An 18,409-nucleotide genomic window follows, 5' to 3' on the forward strand; every position below is an offset into this window, starting at 1 on the left:
GAAGCGCAGACCCGGAATCCATGCCCCGTTGAAAGAGACTGGATTCCCGCCGTCGCGGGAATAACGATCAGGTTGATAATGCTTTGTCAGCGGTCCGGGGTTGGTTGGCTGGCTGGATTAGCCGGGCGGTTGGTCAAATCGTCATTCGGGGCGCAGAGCCGGAATCCATATCCCATCGAAACGGAATGACGATCTGGTTGGGAGTGTGGTGTCAGCGGTCTGAAACGCCCGCCGCCGTGAGGCAACGGGCGTTCTCGTGAATGTCAGGAGGACCTAGCGGAAGGCCGGCTCGTCAAGGGAACGCAGTTTGCGCGAATGCAGCTGGTTGACCTCGTTTCGCAGGGTATCGATGGTATCAAGACCGACCTGGAGGTGTTGCCCGATACGCTGGCGATAGAAGTTGTTGGCCATGCCCGGCAGTTTCAGTTCGCCGTGTACCGGTTTATCGGAAACACACAGCAACGTGCCGTAAGGCACACGGAAACGGAAACCGTTGGCGGCAATCGTGGCGCTTTCCATATCCACCGCAATCGCCCGCGACTGGTTCAGGCGGACAAACAATTCGCTGTAACGCAGTTCCCAGTTCCGGTTATCCGTGGTCGCCACGGTCCCGGTCCGCATGCGGGCCTTCATTTCGCGCCCTTTAAGACCGGTGATCTTGGCCACCGAATTGGCAAGGGCGACCTGCACCTCTGCAATCGGGGGCACCGGAATCCAGAGCGGCAAATCGGAGTCGAGCACATGATCGTCGCGCACATAACCATGCGCCAGAACATAATCGCCAAGAAGCTGGCTGCGCCGAAGACCGGCACAGTGGCCCAGCATCAACCAGCAATGCGGGCGCAGAACGGCAATATGGTCAGTTGCGGTTTTCGCATTTGACGGACCAACGCCGATATTGACCAACGTCACCCCAAGCCCGTCTTCACGGATCAGGTGATAGGACGGCATCTGCGGCAGTTGTGCGACCGGTTCGCCGCTTTCGACCCAGCCCTTTGGCGCGTTTTTGCGAACATGGACTTTCGGTCCCGGTTCGACAAAGGCGACATAGGGGCTTTGGGAGTCTTCAAGCTGGAGCTTGGCGAATTCGATGAATTCGTCGACATAGCGCTGATAGTTGGTGAACAGCACGAATTTCTGGAAATGTTCCGGCAGTGTCGCGGTGTAATGCCGCAAACGCGCCAGCGAGTAGTCAACACGTTCGCCGGAAAACAGCGAAAGCGGCTTTGGTCCCTCGGTAATGCCGTAATGCACACCATTGGCGATATCGTCATCGGTGCGCGCCAGATCGGGCATATCGAAGATCATCTGAAGCTGTCGGATGTCGGTCGGGCCGATATTGTCGGTTGCGGTTTCAACAAGAAACGGCAATGGAATCGGGCGATCCGACACACCAACGACGACCGGCACGTCGTGGTTTTTCAGCAGAAGTTCGATCTGTTCACGGTAATATTGTTCAAACAGGTCCGGGCGCGTCAGCGTCGTGCCATAAATGCCGGGGTCACGCGGCGCACCATAGGACAGCGTGCTTTCGACATGCAATTTCTCGGGCGGCACCTCGATCCCGAGATACGGGTAATAGGCGCGCACAGGCGTGGATTGCTCGCCGTTTCCAAACCGGATAAATGCGTCGCGAACGGACTCTGCACCCGTCGTATAAATTTCCTTGATACGGGCAATTGCCTTTTCGGCGTCAGTAAATTCAAACAGATCGCGGACCGATCCGTGGACGTCGGATACCATAATAAGTTGCTCCTTTTTCTTATTGTTGTATTGAGCGAGAGATTTATCACCGCTAGCCTTGCCTCTGGCAACCCCCAATTCATGCATGGCCGAACATCAAAACGGCGGATCCGTTACGCAAAGTTGGGATACCGATTGTGTCGGAGGCGCATAAAGCCGGGCCACACGGAAACATGCCAGACATATATGTCGGGATTATTTTCAAAAAATCCAAATGACAGTTTTGATGCATGGCTCATAACCATGACGCGAAATTCATCCCCGCACGGGGATGGAAATCATCGATTCGCGGCCTCATCGCAGGCAAGGCAGCATCAAAACAAAAAAAAGGGCCGAAACCAAGAGGTTCCGGCCGATTTCGGAGAAGGGCCTTAGACGTTGAGGGAAAAGACGATCAACTCCGATACATGCTTTATCTGACCGTTGGTCAACAAAGTCAATAAATTTTCGCTTCAATGCGCTATTGCATTTAACGCATCACTCATGCAGGAGACCGGCACCTGAAGCCAGAGACTTCAATTTTCTAAGACGACGGTAACGCAGGAGATCAACTGTCTTTCCGTCACTTAAATGATCTTTTTCGAAATCACGGACAATTCCTGCGGCGCGCGGATCCGATTGGACAAGATCTTCGATATCGCCCTTGTCTTCATCGTCAATGGATCCGTGCACGTAACTTACGATGTCGTCCTTGCCGTAAACAGCAAGCACATGGGTCATCAGGCTGCCTCCCCCACGAACCGCGATGCGTGTTCCCGGGCTTCGATACGGCCGACGGAAGACCGCAGCTTCCGGCGTGCGCGACCTACACGGGATTTGACCGTGCCAATCTCGACATTCATCTGGTCGGCGGCGTCCTGATAGGAAACTTCATCAACAGCCGTCAAAAGGATCGCCTGACGTTCCTGTTCAGGAAGTTCACCAAGGATACGATCGGCATCACGCAGCTGCAAACGGGCCATCTGGTTGCTGCCATGTCCATACACATCGCCAAGGTCATCCCAGTCGACATGATGTCCACGGGTTTTCTCTCGACGCTTGCCAGAAATGAATGTGTTGAAAAGGATCCGGTGCAACCAGGCTTTAAGGCTGGTGCCTTCTTCAAACTGATCTTTTTTGCTGATGGCTTTCAGCAAGGTGTCCTGCACGAGATCCTGTGCACGGTCCATGCTGCTGGTCAGCCGATAAGCATGGCGACGCAGAGCGGGAACGTGATCTTCAATTTCGTTCATAACTTGATCAGACATCACAACCTCCGTTTTTGGATGTCCCCACCGTAACAAAAGAAAATATTATTTAAAGTAAAATCGTATGGTTCACTTAGGCAATACAATGAACCTGCTTCAAATCATTAACAACAACAACAAGCTCAACAAACATAACCACATCAACATGATCATTATACGCAGATAACATTTAATCATTACTTTACATTACTTGATCAGGTTGCGTTGACTGGTTCAGTTCAGGAACCTGGTTGTAATATGTAGAAAACGGAGGTAACGTAAGTTACTCCAAAATTTCTGAACACGTTGCGTATCAATGGTTTCAGACGCACCCTAGAACGTCTGAACTTAATGAGGGCCCACGAGTGTCAACCTCGAAACGAACTGAAAAGCTTCAGATTATGCTCGACGACGATGAGCTGAAGTTCATCGACGATTGGCGATTTGAGCATCGTATGCCAACCCGGGCAGCAGCCATTCGTGAACTGATTCGCCGCGGCTTGGTCTCCGAGGATGTCGAAGATCCGGAAACCGAAGGGAAAACCACCACCGATTTCCGGATTGAAGCGGAATAGTCCGAAGAGATTTTTTTTCAATATCTCTGAAAAAAGCCCGGCAAATAGCCGGGCTTTGTTATTTCTATCTCGATTTTGCGTGTTTTCGGATTAAACCGAATCACCTTTCTCGGGCTTTTCAAGCCTGTCAGGTTTCTTGCCCTCGAAAAGACGGGCGATCCCGACACCGAAACCAAGAACCAGCAACCACAAACCATAGTAGCGCAAGGCACGCGATATCCCGATGGCGACAAGAAACAGCCAGAAAGGATATGTCGTCGCCCCGGCCGCCAGAGCGGCAAGCTGCATGGGTATCGGCGCGATACTGATTGCAAAGACAACCCAGAATCCGCCTTCTTCGAATTGCTGTTCGACCTTCTGGAATTCCTGCTGCCCCCCGGCTGTTTCAATGATCGGCTGGATAAGCTCGCCCGACAGGCCGTAGGCAATCAAATACAGGAAAACCGCACCGGCAACGCTGCCAAGCAATGTAACGGTCGCAACAATCACACCGCGCCTGCGCGATGCTGCCATGATTGGCGCAATCAGGATTTCAATCGGAATGGGAATAATCGTGGTTTCAAGAAATGAAGCCACCGCAATGCCGCCAAGTCCTTTACGACCGGCTGCCAGTTTTTCCAGACGCTGCTGCCAGACACGCCACCATCCGACAAGACCTTTATTGTTTTGGTTTTGGTTTTGGCTTTTGTCTTCTTTTTCCATAGATGCCTCTGACTGAACATCGTCAAACGTAAAGCGGCCCGCCCTTCACGTTAAAGGGCGGGCCGCGGACACCCGGAACACCACATCACCGAGTCAAGGTTGTGATGTCTTATTCGGTGGCATGATCATCCGAGAGCGCCTGCTCAGCATTGTTGAGAGCCTCAAGGGTTTTGGCCTTCATGGTTTCCCAGGTATCAGCCGATGCATCCTTGGTTTCTTCATACGCCTCGTTCAGATTTTCACTGGCGCCGTCCCAAGCTTCTGCAAGTTCATCCACAGCGTCTTCGCTTTCCTCGCTGACATTTGCGGATACTTCATCGTATTTCTCGCCAAGCTGATTGGATTTTTCTTCAACCCAGGCAAGAAATTCGTTCTTTTCTTCATAGGTGAAATCTTTGGCATCTTCATAGCCGGCCTCGGCCTTATCAGCCATTTTGTTGGCGTCCAATTTCATCGCGTCATCGGTTGCCATCGTGCCTGTCTGATCCGAGCTTTTCGATGCATCTGCATAAGCCGGTGCAGTCACGGCAACAGACATCATAATAGTACCAGCCATAAGAACAGTTTTATTAAGCATCACAACCTCCTGGTTATTAAACAACAGCGCTTTTTCTTTCGCACTGCTTGCCCATTCAAACGGGTGATCCAAAAGAATGTTCCAATTATTCCGATTTTATTTTCTGGAACCTTTGCTTCCGGGTGACGTTTTTGGGGCATGCGTTCGGGATATGCCCGGCCGCCAATAACGGGGTCGGGGTCAGAGCGACAGAACGTTATAAAGAAATACAGGAGTTAAAAATGGCACACAGCAGTATGCAGAGCGTTGCGAAAGAATTTCCGGTCAAAACCGGCGTCGACCGCAAAGACCGTCGCGAACTGGCCAAGATGCTGACCAAGATCATTGGCTCGTCGCACGTACTGTATGCCAAAATTCGCGGGGTTCACTGGAACGTGGTTGGTCCGGCTTTCTATTCGCTGCATAAAATGACCGAAGAGCAATATGAGGACCTGAACGAAGCGATTGACGATATGGCAGAACGCATTCGTGCAATCGGCTTCCAGGCCCCCACAGGCCTTGCGGAAATGATGGAACATTCCGTGGTCAAGGATCAGACCAAACTTCTTCCGGCCAATGACATGGTCAAGGAACTGGTCGAAGACCACGATAGCGTATCGCGCCTGTTGCGCGAAGGTGTTGCAGAGGCCGAAGCGGCCGACGACGTCAAGACGGCCGACCTTCTGACGGAACGCATTGGCGTTCATGAAGAAGCGGCATGGATGCTTCGCGCAACCATTTCCTAAATCACATGTTGCAAAACCGGCGCCAGATTGGCGCCGGTTTTGTGTCTCAATCTTGCCGTTCTGTCTGAGCATGGTAAACAGGCAGCAAGTCCCGCACCCGTTTTGGAGGCATCAAGGTGAAATCGACCGAGTTGACAGGCAAGGTTTGCATCCTTCTGACACGCCACAAGGTGCCCGACGCATGGCGGGACAATGGTGCAGAACCATTGCGGGCCATTTTCGAGGATGCCGGTTATCGGGCCGAACTGGAACTGTGTGACGATCCCGTCGCCATGAATGACTTCATCAGCGCGTCCTGCGAACGGGGCGATATTGTCGTGATCGGCGGCGGTGATGGAACGATCAATGCGGTTATCGATACCGTGATCAAGGCGGGCGTGGTGATGGTTCCCCTGCCGCTTGGCACGGCAAACGATTTTGCCCGCAGCCTGTATATCCCCGATGACATCCTTCAGGCCGCGCGCGCGGCAATCAATGGCCAGATTGCCATGCTTGATATCGGGCGGGTCAATGGCAAAAGTTTTGTCAATGCGGCCAGTATCGGCGTCCCTGCCGATGCCAGAAAACGCATTGACCCGGATCTGAAACGCTGGACCGGGGCCATCAGCTATGCGGTGGCCAACTGGCAAAGCTGGAACGACATGAAGCCACTGGAACTGAGTGTGACCTGTGGCGACAATCCGGCAAGAAATCTGAAACTGCGCCAGTTGACGGTTACCAATGGCCAGTATTTTGGCGGCGGTTTGCGTCCGCGCGAAAACAAACGCCTTGATGACGGCAAACTTCACATGTTTGCCATTCAGGCCAATGTCGACACATTGTCGGGCATGGATATTGCGGCTGAATTGCTGTTTGGCTCGGTTGATGACAGCTCATATGCGATCAGTCAGGAATGCGACGACATCCGCCTTGAAGGTGGCGAAGGTGAGCCTATTCTGGCCGACGGTGAAATCATAAGCCAGTTGCCTGCGCACTTCACCCTGGAGGCCAAGGTTCTGCCGGTTTTCGCCCCCAACGCCTTTCACGGCGAGACGGACCGCACGGCATCGTTTCAGGATCAGGAAATCGTCAATGACGTTGCGCTTGACGCGCTTGACCTTTCGCTGCGGCTATCGGCCATCTACCCCATGGCCACAGACAACCAGATGAAGGCGATCTGCCACGATACCGCCAATCGCCTGCGTGACATCAATCGCCGTCTTGAACTGGCCCTTCGGCCCTATGGCCTGCCGACATCGTCCCCCGATCCGGATTTGCACAGTCTGGAACAGTTACGTGACCGGGCGATGTCATGGATGCTGCCCGATGCCGATATGCGTCTTGCACGCGGTCTGAAAAACCAGTCCGTAGAACTCGGAAAGACACTTGATCTATGTGCTCTTGACGATATTCCGGGCGACATATCCGCGCCCCTTAAGGATATGAAGGAGCTTATCGGTGATTTGCAGCAAAGTCTGGATGAATTCCAGGCATAGAAAAGGCGGGATTTTCCCCGCCTTTTTCTGATTTGATGTCTGGCGGCTCAGTCTTCGAGCCCGGCCAGACTGCGGGCAAATGATTTGGCCTCGAACGGGCGAAGATCCTCGGCACTTTCGCCAACACCGATCGCGTGAACCGGTTTGGCAAATTTTTCGGCCAGTGCGACAACAACGCCGCCCTTTGCCGTGCCATCCAGCTTGGTCACGATCAGGCCGGTGACATTGGTTGCCTCGGAAAAGACTTCGACCTGGGAATGGGCATTCTGTCCGGTGGTGGCATCAAGCACCAGCAACGTATCATGCGGGGCGGTTTCATCGCGTTTGTGAATGACACGGACGATCTTTTTAAGTTCGTCCATCAGATGCGCCTTGTTCTGTAAACGCCCGGCCGTATCGATCAGCAAAAGGTCATAACCTTCGCGCTTGGCCTGATCAATCGCATCAAAGGCAAGCCCGGCGGCATCGGCACCTGTATCACGCGCAATCACCGGGCAACCGGTCCGTTCGCCCCAGACTTTGAGCTGTTCAACGGCAGCGGCACGGAATGTATCGCCCGCCGCCATCATGACCTTGAGCCCCTGATCGCGATAGGTTTTGGCAAGTTTTCCGATTGTGGTGGTTTTGCCCGATCCATTAACGCCAACCACAAGGATCACATGGGGCTTTTTGGTCGCATCAATCACCAGCGGCTTTGCCACGGGTTCGAGAATTTTGGCGACTTCGGTGGCGATGAATTCCTGAATCTCGGCGGGATCGACTTCCTTGTCGAAACGGGTACGCGACAATTCTGCGCCCAGTTTTGCCGCCGTAGTGACACCCAGATCGGATGTGATCAGCAGATCTTCGAATTCTTCAAGCGCATCGTCATCCAGACGGCGCTTGGTGAAGATATCTGCAATCCCGGTGGTCAGTTTCGAGGAGGAGCGTTTCAACCCGTCTTTCAGTCGGGCAAACCAGCTTTTTTTCCCCTCTTCACTCATCCCGCAAGCTCCGCTTTCAATTTTCCGTCTTCAACGCCAATGACTTTGGCCTTTGCAATTGTGCCCGGTTCTATCACGCGATCGAGCGTAACGGGAGCAAAATGCTCCGTATGTCCGGTATTTTCCTTTTCCACCAACACATTTTCGGTCAGGCCGATGCGTGATTTCAGGAAATTGTTCAACTGAATTTCACCGGCATCACGAAGCGCGCCGGCGCGTTCCTTGCGGATATCCTTGGGCACCTGGGGCATACGGGCCGCCGGTGTTCCCGGACGGGCGGAATAGGGGAACACATGCAGGTAAATCAACCCGCATTCATCGACAAGACGCAGGGTATTTTCCGCCATTTCGTCGGTTTCGGTCGGGAAACCGGCAATGATATCGGCCCCGAAAGTCACATCGGCGCGAAGTGCGCGGACCTTGTCACAGAAATCGATGACATCCTGACGCAGATGGCGACGTTTCATGCGTTTGAGCACCATGTCGTCACCTGCCTGAAGGCTGATATGCATATGGGGCATCAGGCGTGGTTCGGTTTCGATCAGGCGGAAGATATCCTCGTCGACCTCGACCGGGTCAATCGATGAAATCCGCAGGCGCGGCAGTTCGGGCACCTGGGCCAGAAGACGGCGCGCCATCTGCCCCAATGTCGGCTTGCCCGGCAGATCATGACCATAGGAGGTGATATCCACCCCGGTCAGAACCACTTCGCCGTAACCGTTGGCGACCAGTTCACGGACCTGAGTTACAATCTCGCCCATGGGGACGCTGCGCGAATTGCCGCGACCAAACGGGATGATGCAGAATGTGCAGCGATGATCACAGCCGTTCTGGACCTGCACAAAGGCGCGTGCGCGGCCTTCGAACCCTGAAACCAGATGGCTTGCGGTTTCCTCGACCGACATGATGTCATTGACGACAACACGTTCATGTTCGGGCATCAGGAAGGTTTCGGCCTTCATCTTGGCATCGTTGCCAAAGATACGGTCGATCTCGGTCATTTTGGCGAATTTGTCGGGATTGACCTGAACAGCGCAGCCGGTCACGAAAATCTTGGCATTGGGGTTTTCACGACGCAGGCGACGGATGCTTTGGCGGGCCTGGCGTTCTGCCTCGGTCGTAACCGCGCATGTATTGATGATGATCGCATCATCAAGACCGGCATTTTTGGCATGATCGCGCATCACCTCGGATTCATAGGTGTTCAGGCGACAACCAAATGTAACGACGCGCGGCTCTGTCATGCTCGCCCTTTTAATGATCCATTCCGGTTTGGAAAACACTTCCGTCGGCGCCAGCCAATGATTTGCCTGCTGCCAGAACGGAAAGTCCGGCAAGCTCAATCGCCTTGCCGGGCGCTGGTTACATACGCTTTTAGCAGTTTTAATGCAAGTCTGGCCGGTTCATGGCACACATGCATCAAGCACGGACGGAATTCTATTCGGCGGCAAAATTGCGATTGCGGCCATCCCTCTTGGCCCGATAGAGCGCACTATCCGCGCGATCAACGACCTTGGCGGCCCCTTCGCCCTTAACATATTCGGCCACACCGACCGAAACGGTCATGTGACCGAATGACGTTCCGCTTGATTTGGCGCGCACCTCGCGGGCGGCAATCCGCTTGCTCATATCATCGGCCAGCATCATCGCGTCCTTGAGCGGTGTTTGTGGCAGCAGGATTGCAAACTCGTCCCCGCCATAACGTGCCACCAGATCCCGACCCTTGGTATTGGCTTTGATCATGGAGGCGATCAGAACAAGGATTTCATCGCCGATCCGATGGCCGTATTTGTCGTTCACCGCCTTGAACTGATCAAGATCGACCATCATCACGCAAAATGGTTCGTCAATGTTCCCGCTATCAAACTCGACGCAGCAACTGGCCAGGACTTCCTCGAAATGCATGCGATTGGAAACACGGGTCAGACCATCGGTGTAGGATCGTTCCCGGGTTTCATGCAGTTCACGTTGCAGATGGGCGATTGTCTTCAGATAGTCGCCAAGCTGCTCATGCAGGCTTTCGACAGTCGTTTGCATCCGTCCGGTATGCAGAACCACATTGTGAATGACTTCGTCGATCTTTTTGCCGGTTTTAAGGGATGTTTCCGCCCTCCCCAGCACGTCGCTGTAAACACGCAGCTCGTCGCGGGTGCTGGAAAGGCTGGCATCGCTATTTTCGACAACATCGGAAAAATCTTCCATGCCGCGCTGAAGAAAATCAGCCGCCTGCCGGTCAAAGATATAGCGGTAGTAAAGTTGCAGCAGCGTTTCTTCGCCAATCGTCTCGCCGGTTGCTTTGACAGCATCAATCACGCGGAGGATTTCGGGGTTTTCTTCGGCGTAATAAACGAACCAGACATGGTAAAGTTCGGGTGTCGGACGCAGCCCGTGATCGCGCAAAGCATCCAGCGTTGCCTTGGCATAATCCCAGTGTTTTGAGACATAATGATCCGTCGCTGTCACAACGGTACTCCACCTGTTGATTGCCCATCATATTTCAGAGAGCCTGAGCCCGCGGAGGCATCCTGTTCGCAAGGAACTTAGCCTAATCCGCGGGCCTCAGCCACGCATCCATAATGGTAATCACTCGGTGATCTACAGCCGAAAGGACTTAAATCAGCTGCTCCGGATCATTGTACCGGCCCCGCGTTCGGTGAAGAGTTCAAGCAGGACCGCATGCGGTGCACGACCATCGACGATTACCGCGGCCTCGACCCCATTGCGGACTGCATCCATGCAGGTTTCCGTTTTCGGGATCATACCGCCCTGGATCGTGCCATCAGCAATCATTGCATTGATACTGTCGATATCCGCGTCACGCACCAGTTGCTTGTCGGCATCAAGGATACCTTTGACATCAGTCAGCATATAAAGGCGACGGGCACCGACAGCCTGTGCAATGGCACCGGCAGCCGTATCAGCATTGATATTGTATGTCTGACCGTCTTCACCAACCCCTATCGGTGCAATTACCGGAATAATGTCGGTATTGATGAAGCAATCAAGCACATGCGGATTGACCTCGACCGGTTCGCCGACAAAGCCCAGATCAAGGACCTTCTCGATATTGCTTTCGGGATCGCGCTTGGTGCGTTGAAGTTTGCGCGCCTTGATCAGATGGGCATCCTTGCCACACAGACCAACGCTGACACCCCCGGCACGGTTGATGTTCGAAACGATTTCCTTGTTGATCTTGCCGGCCAGAACCATTTCGACAACGTCAATGGTCTGCTGATCGGTGACGCGAAGGCCATCAACGAATTCGGACTGAATGTTAAGTTCCTTGAGCATCTGGCCGATCTGCGGACCGCCGCCATGAACCACAATCGGGTTCATGCCGACCTGCTTTAACAACACCATATCCTGGGCAAACAGTCGCGCCAGTTCCGGGTCCCCCATGGCATGCCCGCCATATTTAACCACGATCGTCTGACCGTTATAGCGTCGCATATAGGGAAGAGCCTCGGACAGGACCTTGGCGCGTGCCAATGTCCGGTAAGCGTTGGATTCCGAGCTTTCTTCTTCAGAACGGACTTCTTCGTTCATGTCTTCTCCCCAATGTTATACGAGCGCTATCGGGTGATTATAGCAGCGTTGCGATTTCTGCGCGAAGCGCTTCAAGGCCGGTGCCTTTTTCGCTTGATGTCGCAAAAAGCTGCGACAGGGCGGCGGGGTGTTTTTTCACCGCTTCGACCACTTCGCGAATGCGTTTTTCCATCTGGCCTTTTTTAAGCTTGTCGGCCTTGGTCAGAACGATCTGATAAGACACGGCGGCTTCATCCAGCATCTTCATCATTTCAAGATCGGCTTTCATGAAGCCGTGCCGGGAATCGATCAAAACAAACACGCGCCGCAACGTGACCCGTCCGCGCAGATATTGCTTGATCACATTCTGCCATGTATCGACGATATCCTTGGGGGCCTTGGCAAATCCATAGCCCGGCAGATCGACGATATTAAGCGCCCCATCCAGATCGAAATAGTTCAGCTGCTGGGTACGGCCGGGCGTGTTCGACGTCCGGGCCATATCCTTGCGACCGGTTATGGCATTAAACAGGCTGGATTTTCCCACATTGGACCGCCCGGCAAGGCAGATTTCGATCTTGTCTTCGGGCGGCAACTGTTCAAGTTGCGCCACCCCCAACATGAAAGTAACCGGGCGGGAAAACAGTTTCCGCCCGGCTTCGATCTGAGCCGATTCAAATGTCGGGATTGCAGTTGCCGATGGCAATTTTTCTTCGGTCATTGTCGTTCCTTGAGCCCCGCGGGGCGTAACACGCCCCTGCGGGAAGGATGGGGGGATCAAACCCCCATCTTGTACATGATGTAGCGCTGCTGTGCGATCGACAGCGTGTTGTTCCATGCCCAGTAGATCACAAGACCCGCCGGGAAGCTTGCCAGCATGAAGGTAAAGATCAGCGGCAGGAACATCATGATCTTGGCCTGCGTCGGATCAGCCGGTGCCGGGTTCAGTTTCTGTTGCAGGAACATGGTGATCCCCATGATCAGCGGCCAGACACCGATCATCAGCATCTGCGGCGGATCCCACGGGATCAGACCAAACAGGTTGAACAGCGAGGTTGGATCCGGTGCCGAAAGGTCCTGAATCCAGCCAAAGAACGGTGCGTGGCGCATCTCGATGTTCACGAACAGCACCTTGTAAAGTGCGAAGAACACCGGAATCTGGACCACGATCGGCAGGCAACCCGATGCCGGGTTGATCTTCTCGCGCTTGTAAAGCGCCATCATTTCCTGCTGCTGACGCTGACGGTCATCCTTGAACTGCTCGCGCATCTTGGTGATTTGCGGCTGCAGTTTCTTCATCGCACTCATGGATTTGTAAGACTTGTTGGCCAGCGGGAACATCACCGCCTTCACCAGAACCGTGAAGATCAGGATGGAAACGCCGAAGTTGCCCACCAGATGGTTCAGCCACTGCAGGAACAGGAAGAACGGTTTGGTCAGGAAGTAGAACCAGCCGAAATCAATCGCGAGGTCGAAATTCTTGATACCATAGTCATTGGCATACTGATCAAGAAGCGACACTTCCTTGGCACCGGCAAACAGACGGGTTTCCGAAGCAGCTTCGGCACCGGTCGCAACCGTGCGGGCCGCACCAAGATAATCAGTCTGGTACTTGTCGGAATTCTCGGCAACATGGTGGCTGAAACGCGTGGTCAGGGCCTCGTCCGAGGACGGTGCCAGCGCAACCAGCCAGTATTTGTCGGTAATGCCAAGCCAGCCGCCAGTGGTTTTCTTTTCCACGGCACCGTCTTCGGCAAGATCGTCATAATCGATTTCCGTCAGGGTGCCGTCAATAACGCCAAGCGGACCTTCATGCAGGATATAGAACCCTGCCGTGGTCGGCTTGCCCTTGCGCGAAATCAGGCCATACGGATACAGCGTAACATCCGAACCGCTGTCGTTTTTCACCGACTGCTTGATCGAGAACATATAATTCTCGTCGATCGAAATCTCGCGGTTGAAGGTCAGGCCGCTGCCGTTGTTCCAGCTCAGCGTTACCGGTTTTGACGGGGTAAGCTCGTTGGAGCTTGCCGTCCACTGGGTGTCGCTATTGGGAACACTGACCGACCTGTCTGCGGCAACCCAGCCGAATTCGGCAAAGTACGCATTGTCGCTACCGGTCGGGTTCAGAACGTGGATCAGCGGGCTGTCCGGTTCTTCGGTCTCGCGGTAATCCTGCAACTGGATGTCGTCAATCACGCCACCAACCAGACGGATCGAACCCTCGACGCGCGGGGTTTCAATCTTGATACGCGGAGCTTTTGCAAGTGCTGCGTCGCGGTTGACGACCGGAGCCGCCGGTGCTGCACCACCTGGTACGCTGGGCACGTTCGAGGCAGACTGCGGTGCAGTATTGCCATTGACGTCAAGTTGTTCGCGAACTTGCGCTTCTCGATCCTGCGGCGCAGGTTCGGGAGCGAAAAAGAATTGGAACCCGACAAGGATTGCGACCGAAGCTGCAATCGCAATCCACAGGTTACGTTGTTCGTTCATCGCCTCTTTCCGCTTTCGTCCGGCGGCGCAAGACGCCTGACCGGTATTCTATTTACATGACTAAAGCGCCGTTAACCGGAGCTCATCCTCCGACGGCGCTTTGTTTTGTTCACAGCCACATCCGGGCACGGGATCATAACCATGACCACCCCATGGATGGCAACGCATTATCCGTTTAAAACCCATCCAGCCGCCTTTTATTGCCCCATGGCGGGCAAGTGCCTCCATCATATAAGCCGAACAGGTCGGCTGATATCTGCAGGACCACCCGATATAGGGCGATAAAAAGAGCTGGTAGCCGCGAACCGCGATTTGAAGAAGACGCGCCAAGGGGCCCACATTCGATCCGGGAAGGTTACTCATTTAGCAGAGTCTCCTGCCTTCGTCGCACCACCGGGCCTTGATCCACGTCCCTTGCGGGGGCGCTGGCTATCGGGGGCGGAAGGTTTGGCATCCGGAATACGCCGCAGGGCAAACCGCATATCATCAACCAGTTTTTCAAAATCCCGGTCAATGGTCTGCTGACGACCGATCACGACATAATCCCAACCGGGCAATGCCATATCCGTCATCAATTGGTCCGCCACGGCACGCAAACGCCGCCGAACGCGATTGCGAACGACGGCCTTGCCCACCTTTTTGGTGACGGTAAACCCGACTCGTGCAAGTCGATCTTCACCGGCGTATTCTGTGTCCGGTTTGATCCCGGGACGCGGAGCGCCCTGAAGGATCAATCCTTGTGTAACCCATTTCCGGCGGGTGCCTGCGACGCGAAGAAACTCTGCGCGCTTTTTCAAGCGTTCCACCGAAACGGTCACAACATTAGGCCGACAGACGCTTGCGGCCCTTGGCGCGGCGTGCGGTAAGCACACGGCGGCCACCGACGGTCGCGCTGCGGGAACGGAAGCCGTGGCGGCGTTTCCGTACGAGTTTGCTTGGCTGGTAGGTGCGCTTCACTGCACTTACTCCGTTCTAATAAAGGTAATCCGATAAAATTCGAGGTCCGCTGTATAGGACTTCACACCATGGCTGTCAATCGCGACAGGGTGAGTTCCCCCAGAAAACCGACAATGCCGCCGAGATTGCGTCCCGACGGCATCCAAATCGTCTTTTCGTCACCACTCGATACGTTCGACATTGGAAAATGTCAACTCGGTTCCATCAGAAAACACAATGGTTCCCGACGAATCGGTGGAGAGTTCCATATAGTTGTGCTTCGATTTCGTAATGCTGCCTTCATCCAGAACCAGGGTCCAGTCACTCGAATCGATATTGCCACCATTGGCACTATGCAATTCGATGGTATCGGTGGTCCATCCATTGGCCCCACCGTCCACATGGTCCGCCCCGTCACCCATGTTGAAAATAAACAGATCCGACCCGCCACCACCGTAAAGCTGGTCATCGCCGGTGCCGCCAATCAGCGTGTCGTCATCATCCCCGCCCAGCAGCATGTCATTCCCGGTACCACCAGACAGGGTATCTTTCCCCGCACCGCCAATCAGGGTGTCATTGCCATCGTCACCATAAAGACGGTCTTTGTCGCCACCGCCATCAATCGTGTCGTCACCCGATCCGCCATACAGCGTATCGCGCCCCCAGCCGGTGGTTAGCGTATCGTTGCCCGATCCGCCGTCAAAATAGTTCGATCCGCCGTCCGCGTTCAGGATGTCGTTACCGTCACCGCCAAGGAAGGTGTCATCACCGTATCCGCCATGGATCGAGTCGTTGCCGCCCTCGCCCCATACGGTATTATCCCCGCCGCCAACATCAATGCGATCATTGCCGTCACCAGACGCGACCGTATCCTTACCGCTGCCGGTCGTGATGCTGTCATCGCCACTGCCGCCAAGGATGGTATTGCGGCCTTCGCCGCCCGTGATCGTGTTGTCGCCATCCCCGGCATCGATATAATCGTCATCGCTTCCGACACTGATCGTGTCATTGCCGGTCCCGGTCCAGATGCGGTTATCGCCTTCACCTGCATTGACGATGTTGTTGCCATCACCCCCAACAATGGTGTCCCGACCGCTGCCGGTATAAATGGTGTCGTTGCCCTCACCGGTCTGAACGGTGTTCGTACCTTCTCCGGCATAGACAATATTGTCACCACCGCTGGCGTGGATTTTGTCATCGCCGCTGCCGCCGGTGACATAGTCATTACCTTCTCCGGCATAGATCGTATTCGTGCCCTCGCCACCATGGACGATGTCATTGCCCGCACCGGCATTGATATAGTCATTCCCGCCATCGCCGGTGATGCTGTCATCACCGTCACCGGCATAAATCACGTCATTGCCGTTCCCGGCCCAGATCGTATCGTTGCCCGCATTGGTCCAGATGGTGTCATGACCGCCACCCGCGCCGATGGTATCGTTGCCGGAACCGGTCTGGAATATCTCGTCTGATTCCGACCCCCAACGGGTTTCATTCGGATCGGCGGCCTCTTCCTCAATCGTGACCAGAAGGATCGCGGTCGTCGTGGCGGTATCGCTGCCATCCCGTGACTGAGCCGAGACCGTCAGCTCGAACGTTCCGAAATAATCACTTGCCGGGGTCAGGCTCAGGCCACTCAACTGGGCTGCACTCAGCGTCCAGGTACCGTTCCCGTTATCGGTCCCGGCAGACAGGGTCGCACCGCCCGGTACACCACTGATGATAATCGTCAGGGTCTCACTGCTGTCCGTCAGGCCTGCGTCGATATCAAGCGCGACAGCATTGCCCTCGTCCCCACTGGCATCAGACAGATCAAGTGTCGGCGCATCGGCGACACCGGCAACATCAACCGTAATGCTGCCTGTTGTGGTCGCAATGTCGCTGCCATCCGCAGACTGCGCGGTGACCGCCAGATCAAACGATCCGCTGAAATCAACCGCTGGTGTGATCGTCAGACCGTTCAGGTCAGCCGTCGACAAGGTCCAGGTCCCGTCACCGTTGTCCGTGCCAGCCGACAAGGCGGCACCTTCTGGCACGCCACTGATCGTAACGGTTAGAACTTCGCTGCTGTCCGTCAGGCCTGCGTCAATGTCGAGCGTAATGGCCGAATCTTCTGAACCACTGGTGTCAGAGACATCCAACGTCGGCGCATCGGCGACACCTGCGACATCAACCGTGATTGAGCCGGTCGTGGTTGCTACATCAGAACCATCTGCCGACGTTGCGGTCACACCAAGCTCGAAGCTGCCGGAGAAATCATCCGCTGGCTTGATCGTCAGGCCTGCGAGCTGATCGGGACTTAGAGTCCAACTGCCATCACCGTTATCGGTACCCGCAGACAAGGTCGCACCTTCTGGCACGCCGTTGATCGTAACGGTTAGAACTTCGGAGCTGTCAGTCAGGCCTGCATCAATGTCGAGTGCAATCGCCGAATCTTCCGAACCACTGGCGTCAGAGACTCCCAAAGTCGGCGCATCGGCGACACCCGTGACATCAACAGTGATCGTGCCGCTGCTCGTCGCAACATCGTCACCATCAGCCGACTGCGCCGTGACCGTCAGGTCAAACGATCCGCTGAAGTCATCCGCTGGTGTGATCGTCAGACCGTTCAGGTCAGCCGCCGACAGTGTCCAACTGCCGTCACCGTTATCGGTACCGGCAGACAAGGTCGCACCTTCTGGCACGCCGCTGATCGTAACACTCAGAACTTCGGAGCTATCCGTCAGGCCTGCGTCAATATCGAGCGTAATGGCCGAATCTTCCGAACCACTGGCATCAGAAACGTCCAATGTCGGCGTATCCGCCACACCCGTAACATCAACAGTGATCGTGCCGTTGCTCGTCGCAACATCTTCACCATCCGCAGATTGCGCGGTGACCATCAGGTCAAACGATCCGCTGAAGTCATCCGCTGGTGTGATCGTCAGACCTGCGAGCTGATCGGGACTTAGAGTCCAGCTGCCATCACCGTTATCGGTACCGGCTGACAGGGTCGCGCCCTCTGGCACGCTGCTGATCGTAACGGTCAGAACTTCGGAGCTGTCCGTCAGACCGGCATCGATATCCAGTGCAATCGCGCTGTCTTCCGAGCCAGAGGCATCTGCGGCATCAAGCGTCGGTTTATCGGCAACACCTGTGACGTCAACCGTGATACTGCCCGTTGTGGTCGCGATATCTTCGCCATCGGCAGACGTTGCCGTCACACCAAGCTCGAAGCTGCCGGAGAAATCATCCGACGGGTTAATCGTCAGGCCTGCAAGCTGATCGGGACTTAGAGTCCAACTGCCATCACCGTTATCGGTACCGGCAGATAAGGCCGCACCTTCTGGCACACCACTGATCGTAACGGTTAGAACTTCGGAGCTGTCCGTCAGGCCTGCGTCAATATCGAGTGCAATCGCAGAATCTTCCGAACCACTGGCATCAGAAACGTCCAATGTCGGCGTCAA

18 protein-coding genes are annotated in these 18,409 nt (G+C 54.8%); 3 read left to right on the top strand and 15 right to left on the bottom strand.

Going from position 1 to position 18,409, the window contains the following annotated elements; genetic code table 11:
- Window positions 1-273: 273 nt before the first annotated feature.
- The 3 genes from BC440_RS01365 to BC440_RS01375 form a co-directional block, all read right to left on the bottom strand.
- Complete coding sequence (locus BC440_RS01365) at window positions 274-1,743, bottom strand: AMP nucleosidase (protein ID WP_071239469.1); 1,470 nt, start codon at window positions 1,741-1,743, stop codon at window positions 274-276.
- Between the two features lie 477 nt (window positions 1,744-2,220).
- Entirely contained in the window at window positions 2,221-2,463 is a 243-nt protein-coding gene (locus BC440_RS01370; RefSeq protein ID WP_071239470.1) for a hypothetical protein, read from the bottom strand.
- On the bottom strand, window positions 2,463-2,990 hold the full coding sequence (locus BC440_RS01375; RefSeq protein ID WP_007091250.1) for a sigma-70 family RNA polymerase sigma factor: 528 nt from the start codon (window positions 2,988-2,990) through the stop codon (window positions 2,463-2,465). Before BC440_RS01375 ends, BC440_RS01370 begins: the two co-directional genes overlap by 1 nt.
- A 380-nt stretch (window positions 2,991-3,370) precedes the next feature.
- On the opposite strand from BC440_RS01375, the gene BC440_RS23035 reads away from it, so the two are divergent.
- Window positions 3,371-3,544, top strand: coding sequence for a hypothetical protein (locus BC440_RS23035; RefSeq protein ID WP_007091251.1), 174 nt, complete (start codon window positions 3,371-3,373; stop codon window positions 3,542-3,544).
- 90 nt (window positions 3,545-3,634) lie between these two features.
- Here BC440_RS23035 and BC440_RS01380 read toward each other — a convergent pair whose 3' ends face one another.
- Together BC440_RS01380 and BC440_RS01385 are read right to left on the bottom strand one after the other, a co-directional pair.
- A complete protein-coding gene (locus tag BC440_RS01380; protein ID WP_071239471.1) occupies window positions 3,635-4,246 on the bottom strand; it encodes a VTT domain-containing protein in 612 nt (203 codons plus the stop codon).
- A 109-nt stretch (window positions 4,247-4,355) separates the two neighbouring features.
- Complete coding sequence (locus BC440_RS01385) at window positions 4,356-4,895, bottom strand: hypothetical protein (protein ID WP_071239472.1); 540 nt, start codon at window positions 4,893-4,895, stop codon at window positions 4,356-4,358.
- Between the two features lie 149 nt (window positions 4,896-5,044).
- On the opposite strand from BC440_RS01385, the gene BC440_RS01390 reads away from it, so the two are divergent.
- Window positions 5,045-5,548 (top strand): DNA starvation/stationary phase protection protein, encoded by a 504-nt coding sequence (locus BC440_RS01390; RefSeq protein WP_071239473.1) that lies wholly within the window; start codon window positions 5,045-5,047, stop codon window positions 5,546-5,548.
- A 116-nt stretch (window positions 5,549-5,664) separates the two neighbouring features.
- Window positions 5,665-7,023, top strand: coding sequence for a YegS/Rv2252/BmrU family lipid kinase (locus BC440_RS01395; RefSeq protein ID WP_071239474.1), 1,359 nt, complete (start codon window positions 5,665-5,667; stop codon window positions 7,021-7,023).
- A 47-nt stretch (window positions 7,024-7,070) separates the two neighbouring features.
- Here BC440_RS01395 and ftsY read toward each other — a convergent pair whose 3' ends face one another.
- The 10 genes from ftsY to BC440_RS01445 all read right to left on the bottom strand — a co-directional run.
- On the bottom strand, window positions 7,071-8,006 hold the full coding sequence (gene ftsY, locus BC440_RS01400) for a signal recognition particle-docking protein FtsY (protein WP_007091256.1): 936 nt from the start codon (window positions 8,004-8,006) through the stop codon (window positions 7,071-7,073).
- Entirely contained in the window at window positions 8,003-9,250 is a 1,248-nt protein-coding gene (gene mtaB / locus BC440_RS01405) for a tRNA (N(6)-L-threonylcarbamoyladenosine(37)-C(2))-methylthiotransferase MtaB (protein WP_037991680.1), read from the bottom strand. The genes ftsY and mtaB overlap by 4 nt, the downstream gene beginning before the upstream one ends.
- Before the next feature lie 193 nt (window positions 9,251-9,443).
- On the bottom strand, window positions 9,444-10,469 hold the full coding sequence (locus tag BC440_RS01410; protein ID WP_071239475.1) for a GGDEF domain-containing protein: 1,026 nt from the start codon (window positions 10,467-10,469) through the stop codon (window positions 9,444-9,446).
- Between the two features lie 153 nt (window positions 10,470-10,622).
- Complete coding sequence (gene argB, locus BC440_RS01415) at window positions 10,623-11,552, bottom strand: acetylglutamate kinase (protein ID WP_007091259.1); 930 nt, start codon at window positions 11,550-11,552, stop codon at window positions 10,623-10,625.
- Between the two features lie 37 nt (window positions 11,553-11,589).
- The gene (yihA, locus tag BC440_RS01420) at window positions 11,590-12,252 is read right to left on the bottom strand and encodes a ribosome biogenesis GTP-binding protein YihA/YsxC (RefSeq protein WP_007091260.1); all 663 of its coding nucleotides are present in this window, start codon (window positions 12,250-12,252) and stop codon (window positions 11,590-11,592) included.
- 56 nt (window positions 12,253-12,308) lie between these two features.
- Window positions 12,309-14,024 carry a membrane protein insertase YidC gene (gene yidC, locus BC440_RS01425; RefSeq protein WP_071239476.1) on the bottom strand — a complete coding sequence of 572 codons (1,716 nt, stop codon included), beginning with the start codon at window positions 14,022-14,024 and terminating at the stop codon, window positions 12,309-12,311.
- 60 nt (window positions 14,025-14,084) lie between these two features.
- Entirely contained in the window at window positions 14,085-14,387 is a 303-nt protein-coding gene (gene yidD / locus BC440_RS01430; RefSeq protein WP_062950731.1) for a membrane protein insertion efficiency factor YidD, read from the bottom strand.
- On the bottom strand, window positions 14,384-14,830 hold the full coding sequence (gene rnpA / locus BC440_RS01435) for a ribonuclease P protein component (protein ID WP_247643518.1): 447 nt from the start codon (window positions 14,828-14,830) through the stop codon (window positions 14,384-14,386). The genes yidD and rnpA overlap by 4 nt, the downstream gene beginning before the upstream one ends.
- 16 nt (window positions 14,831-14,846) lie before the next feature.
- A complete protein-coding gene (rpmH, locus tag BC440_RS01440; RefSeq protein ID WP_007091264.1) occupies window positions 14,847-14,981 on the bottom strand; it encodes a 50S ribosomal protein L34 in 135 nt (44 codons plus the stop codon).
- Between the two features lie 158 nt (window positions 14,982-15,139).
- Window positions 15,140-18,409: calcium-binding protein (locus tag BC440_RS01445; protein WP_247643519.1), on the bottom strand; the 3,270-nt coding region annotated here is incomplete at its 5' end.

The sequence above is a fragment of the Thalassospira sp. MIT1004 genome (assembly GCF_001858545.1).
Classification (GTDB): Bacteria; Pseudomonadota; Alphaproteobacteria; order Rhodospirillales; family Thalassospiraceae; genus Thalassospira; species Thalassospira xiamenensis.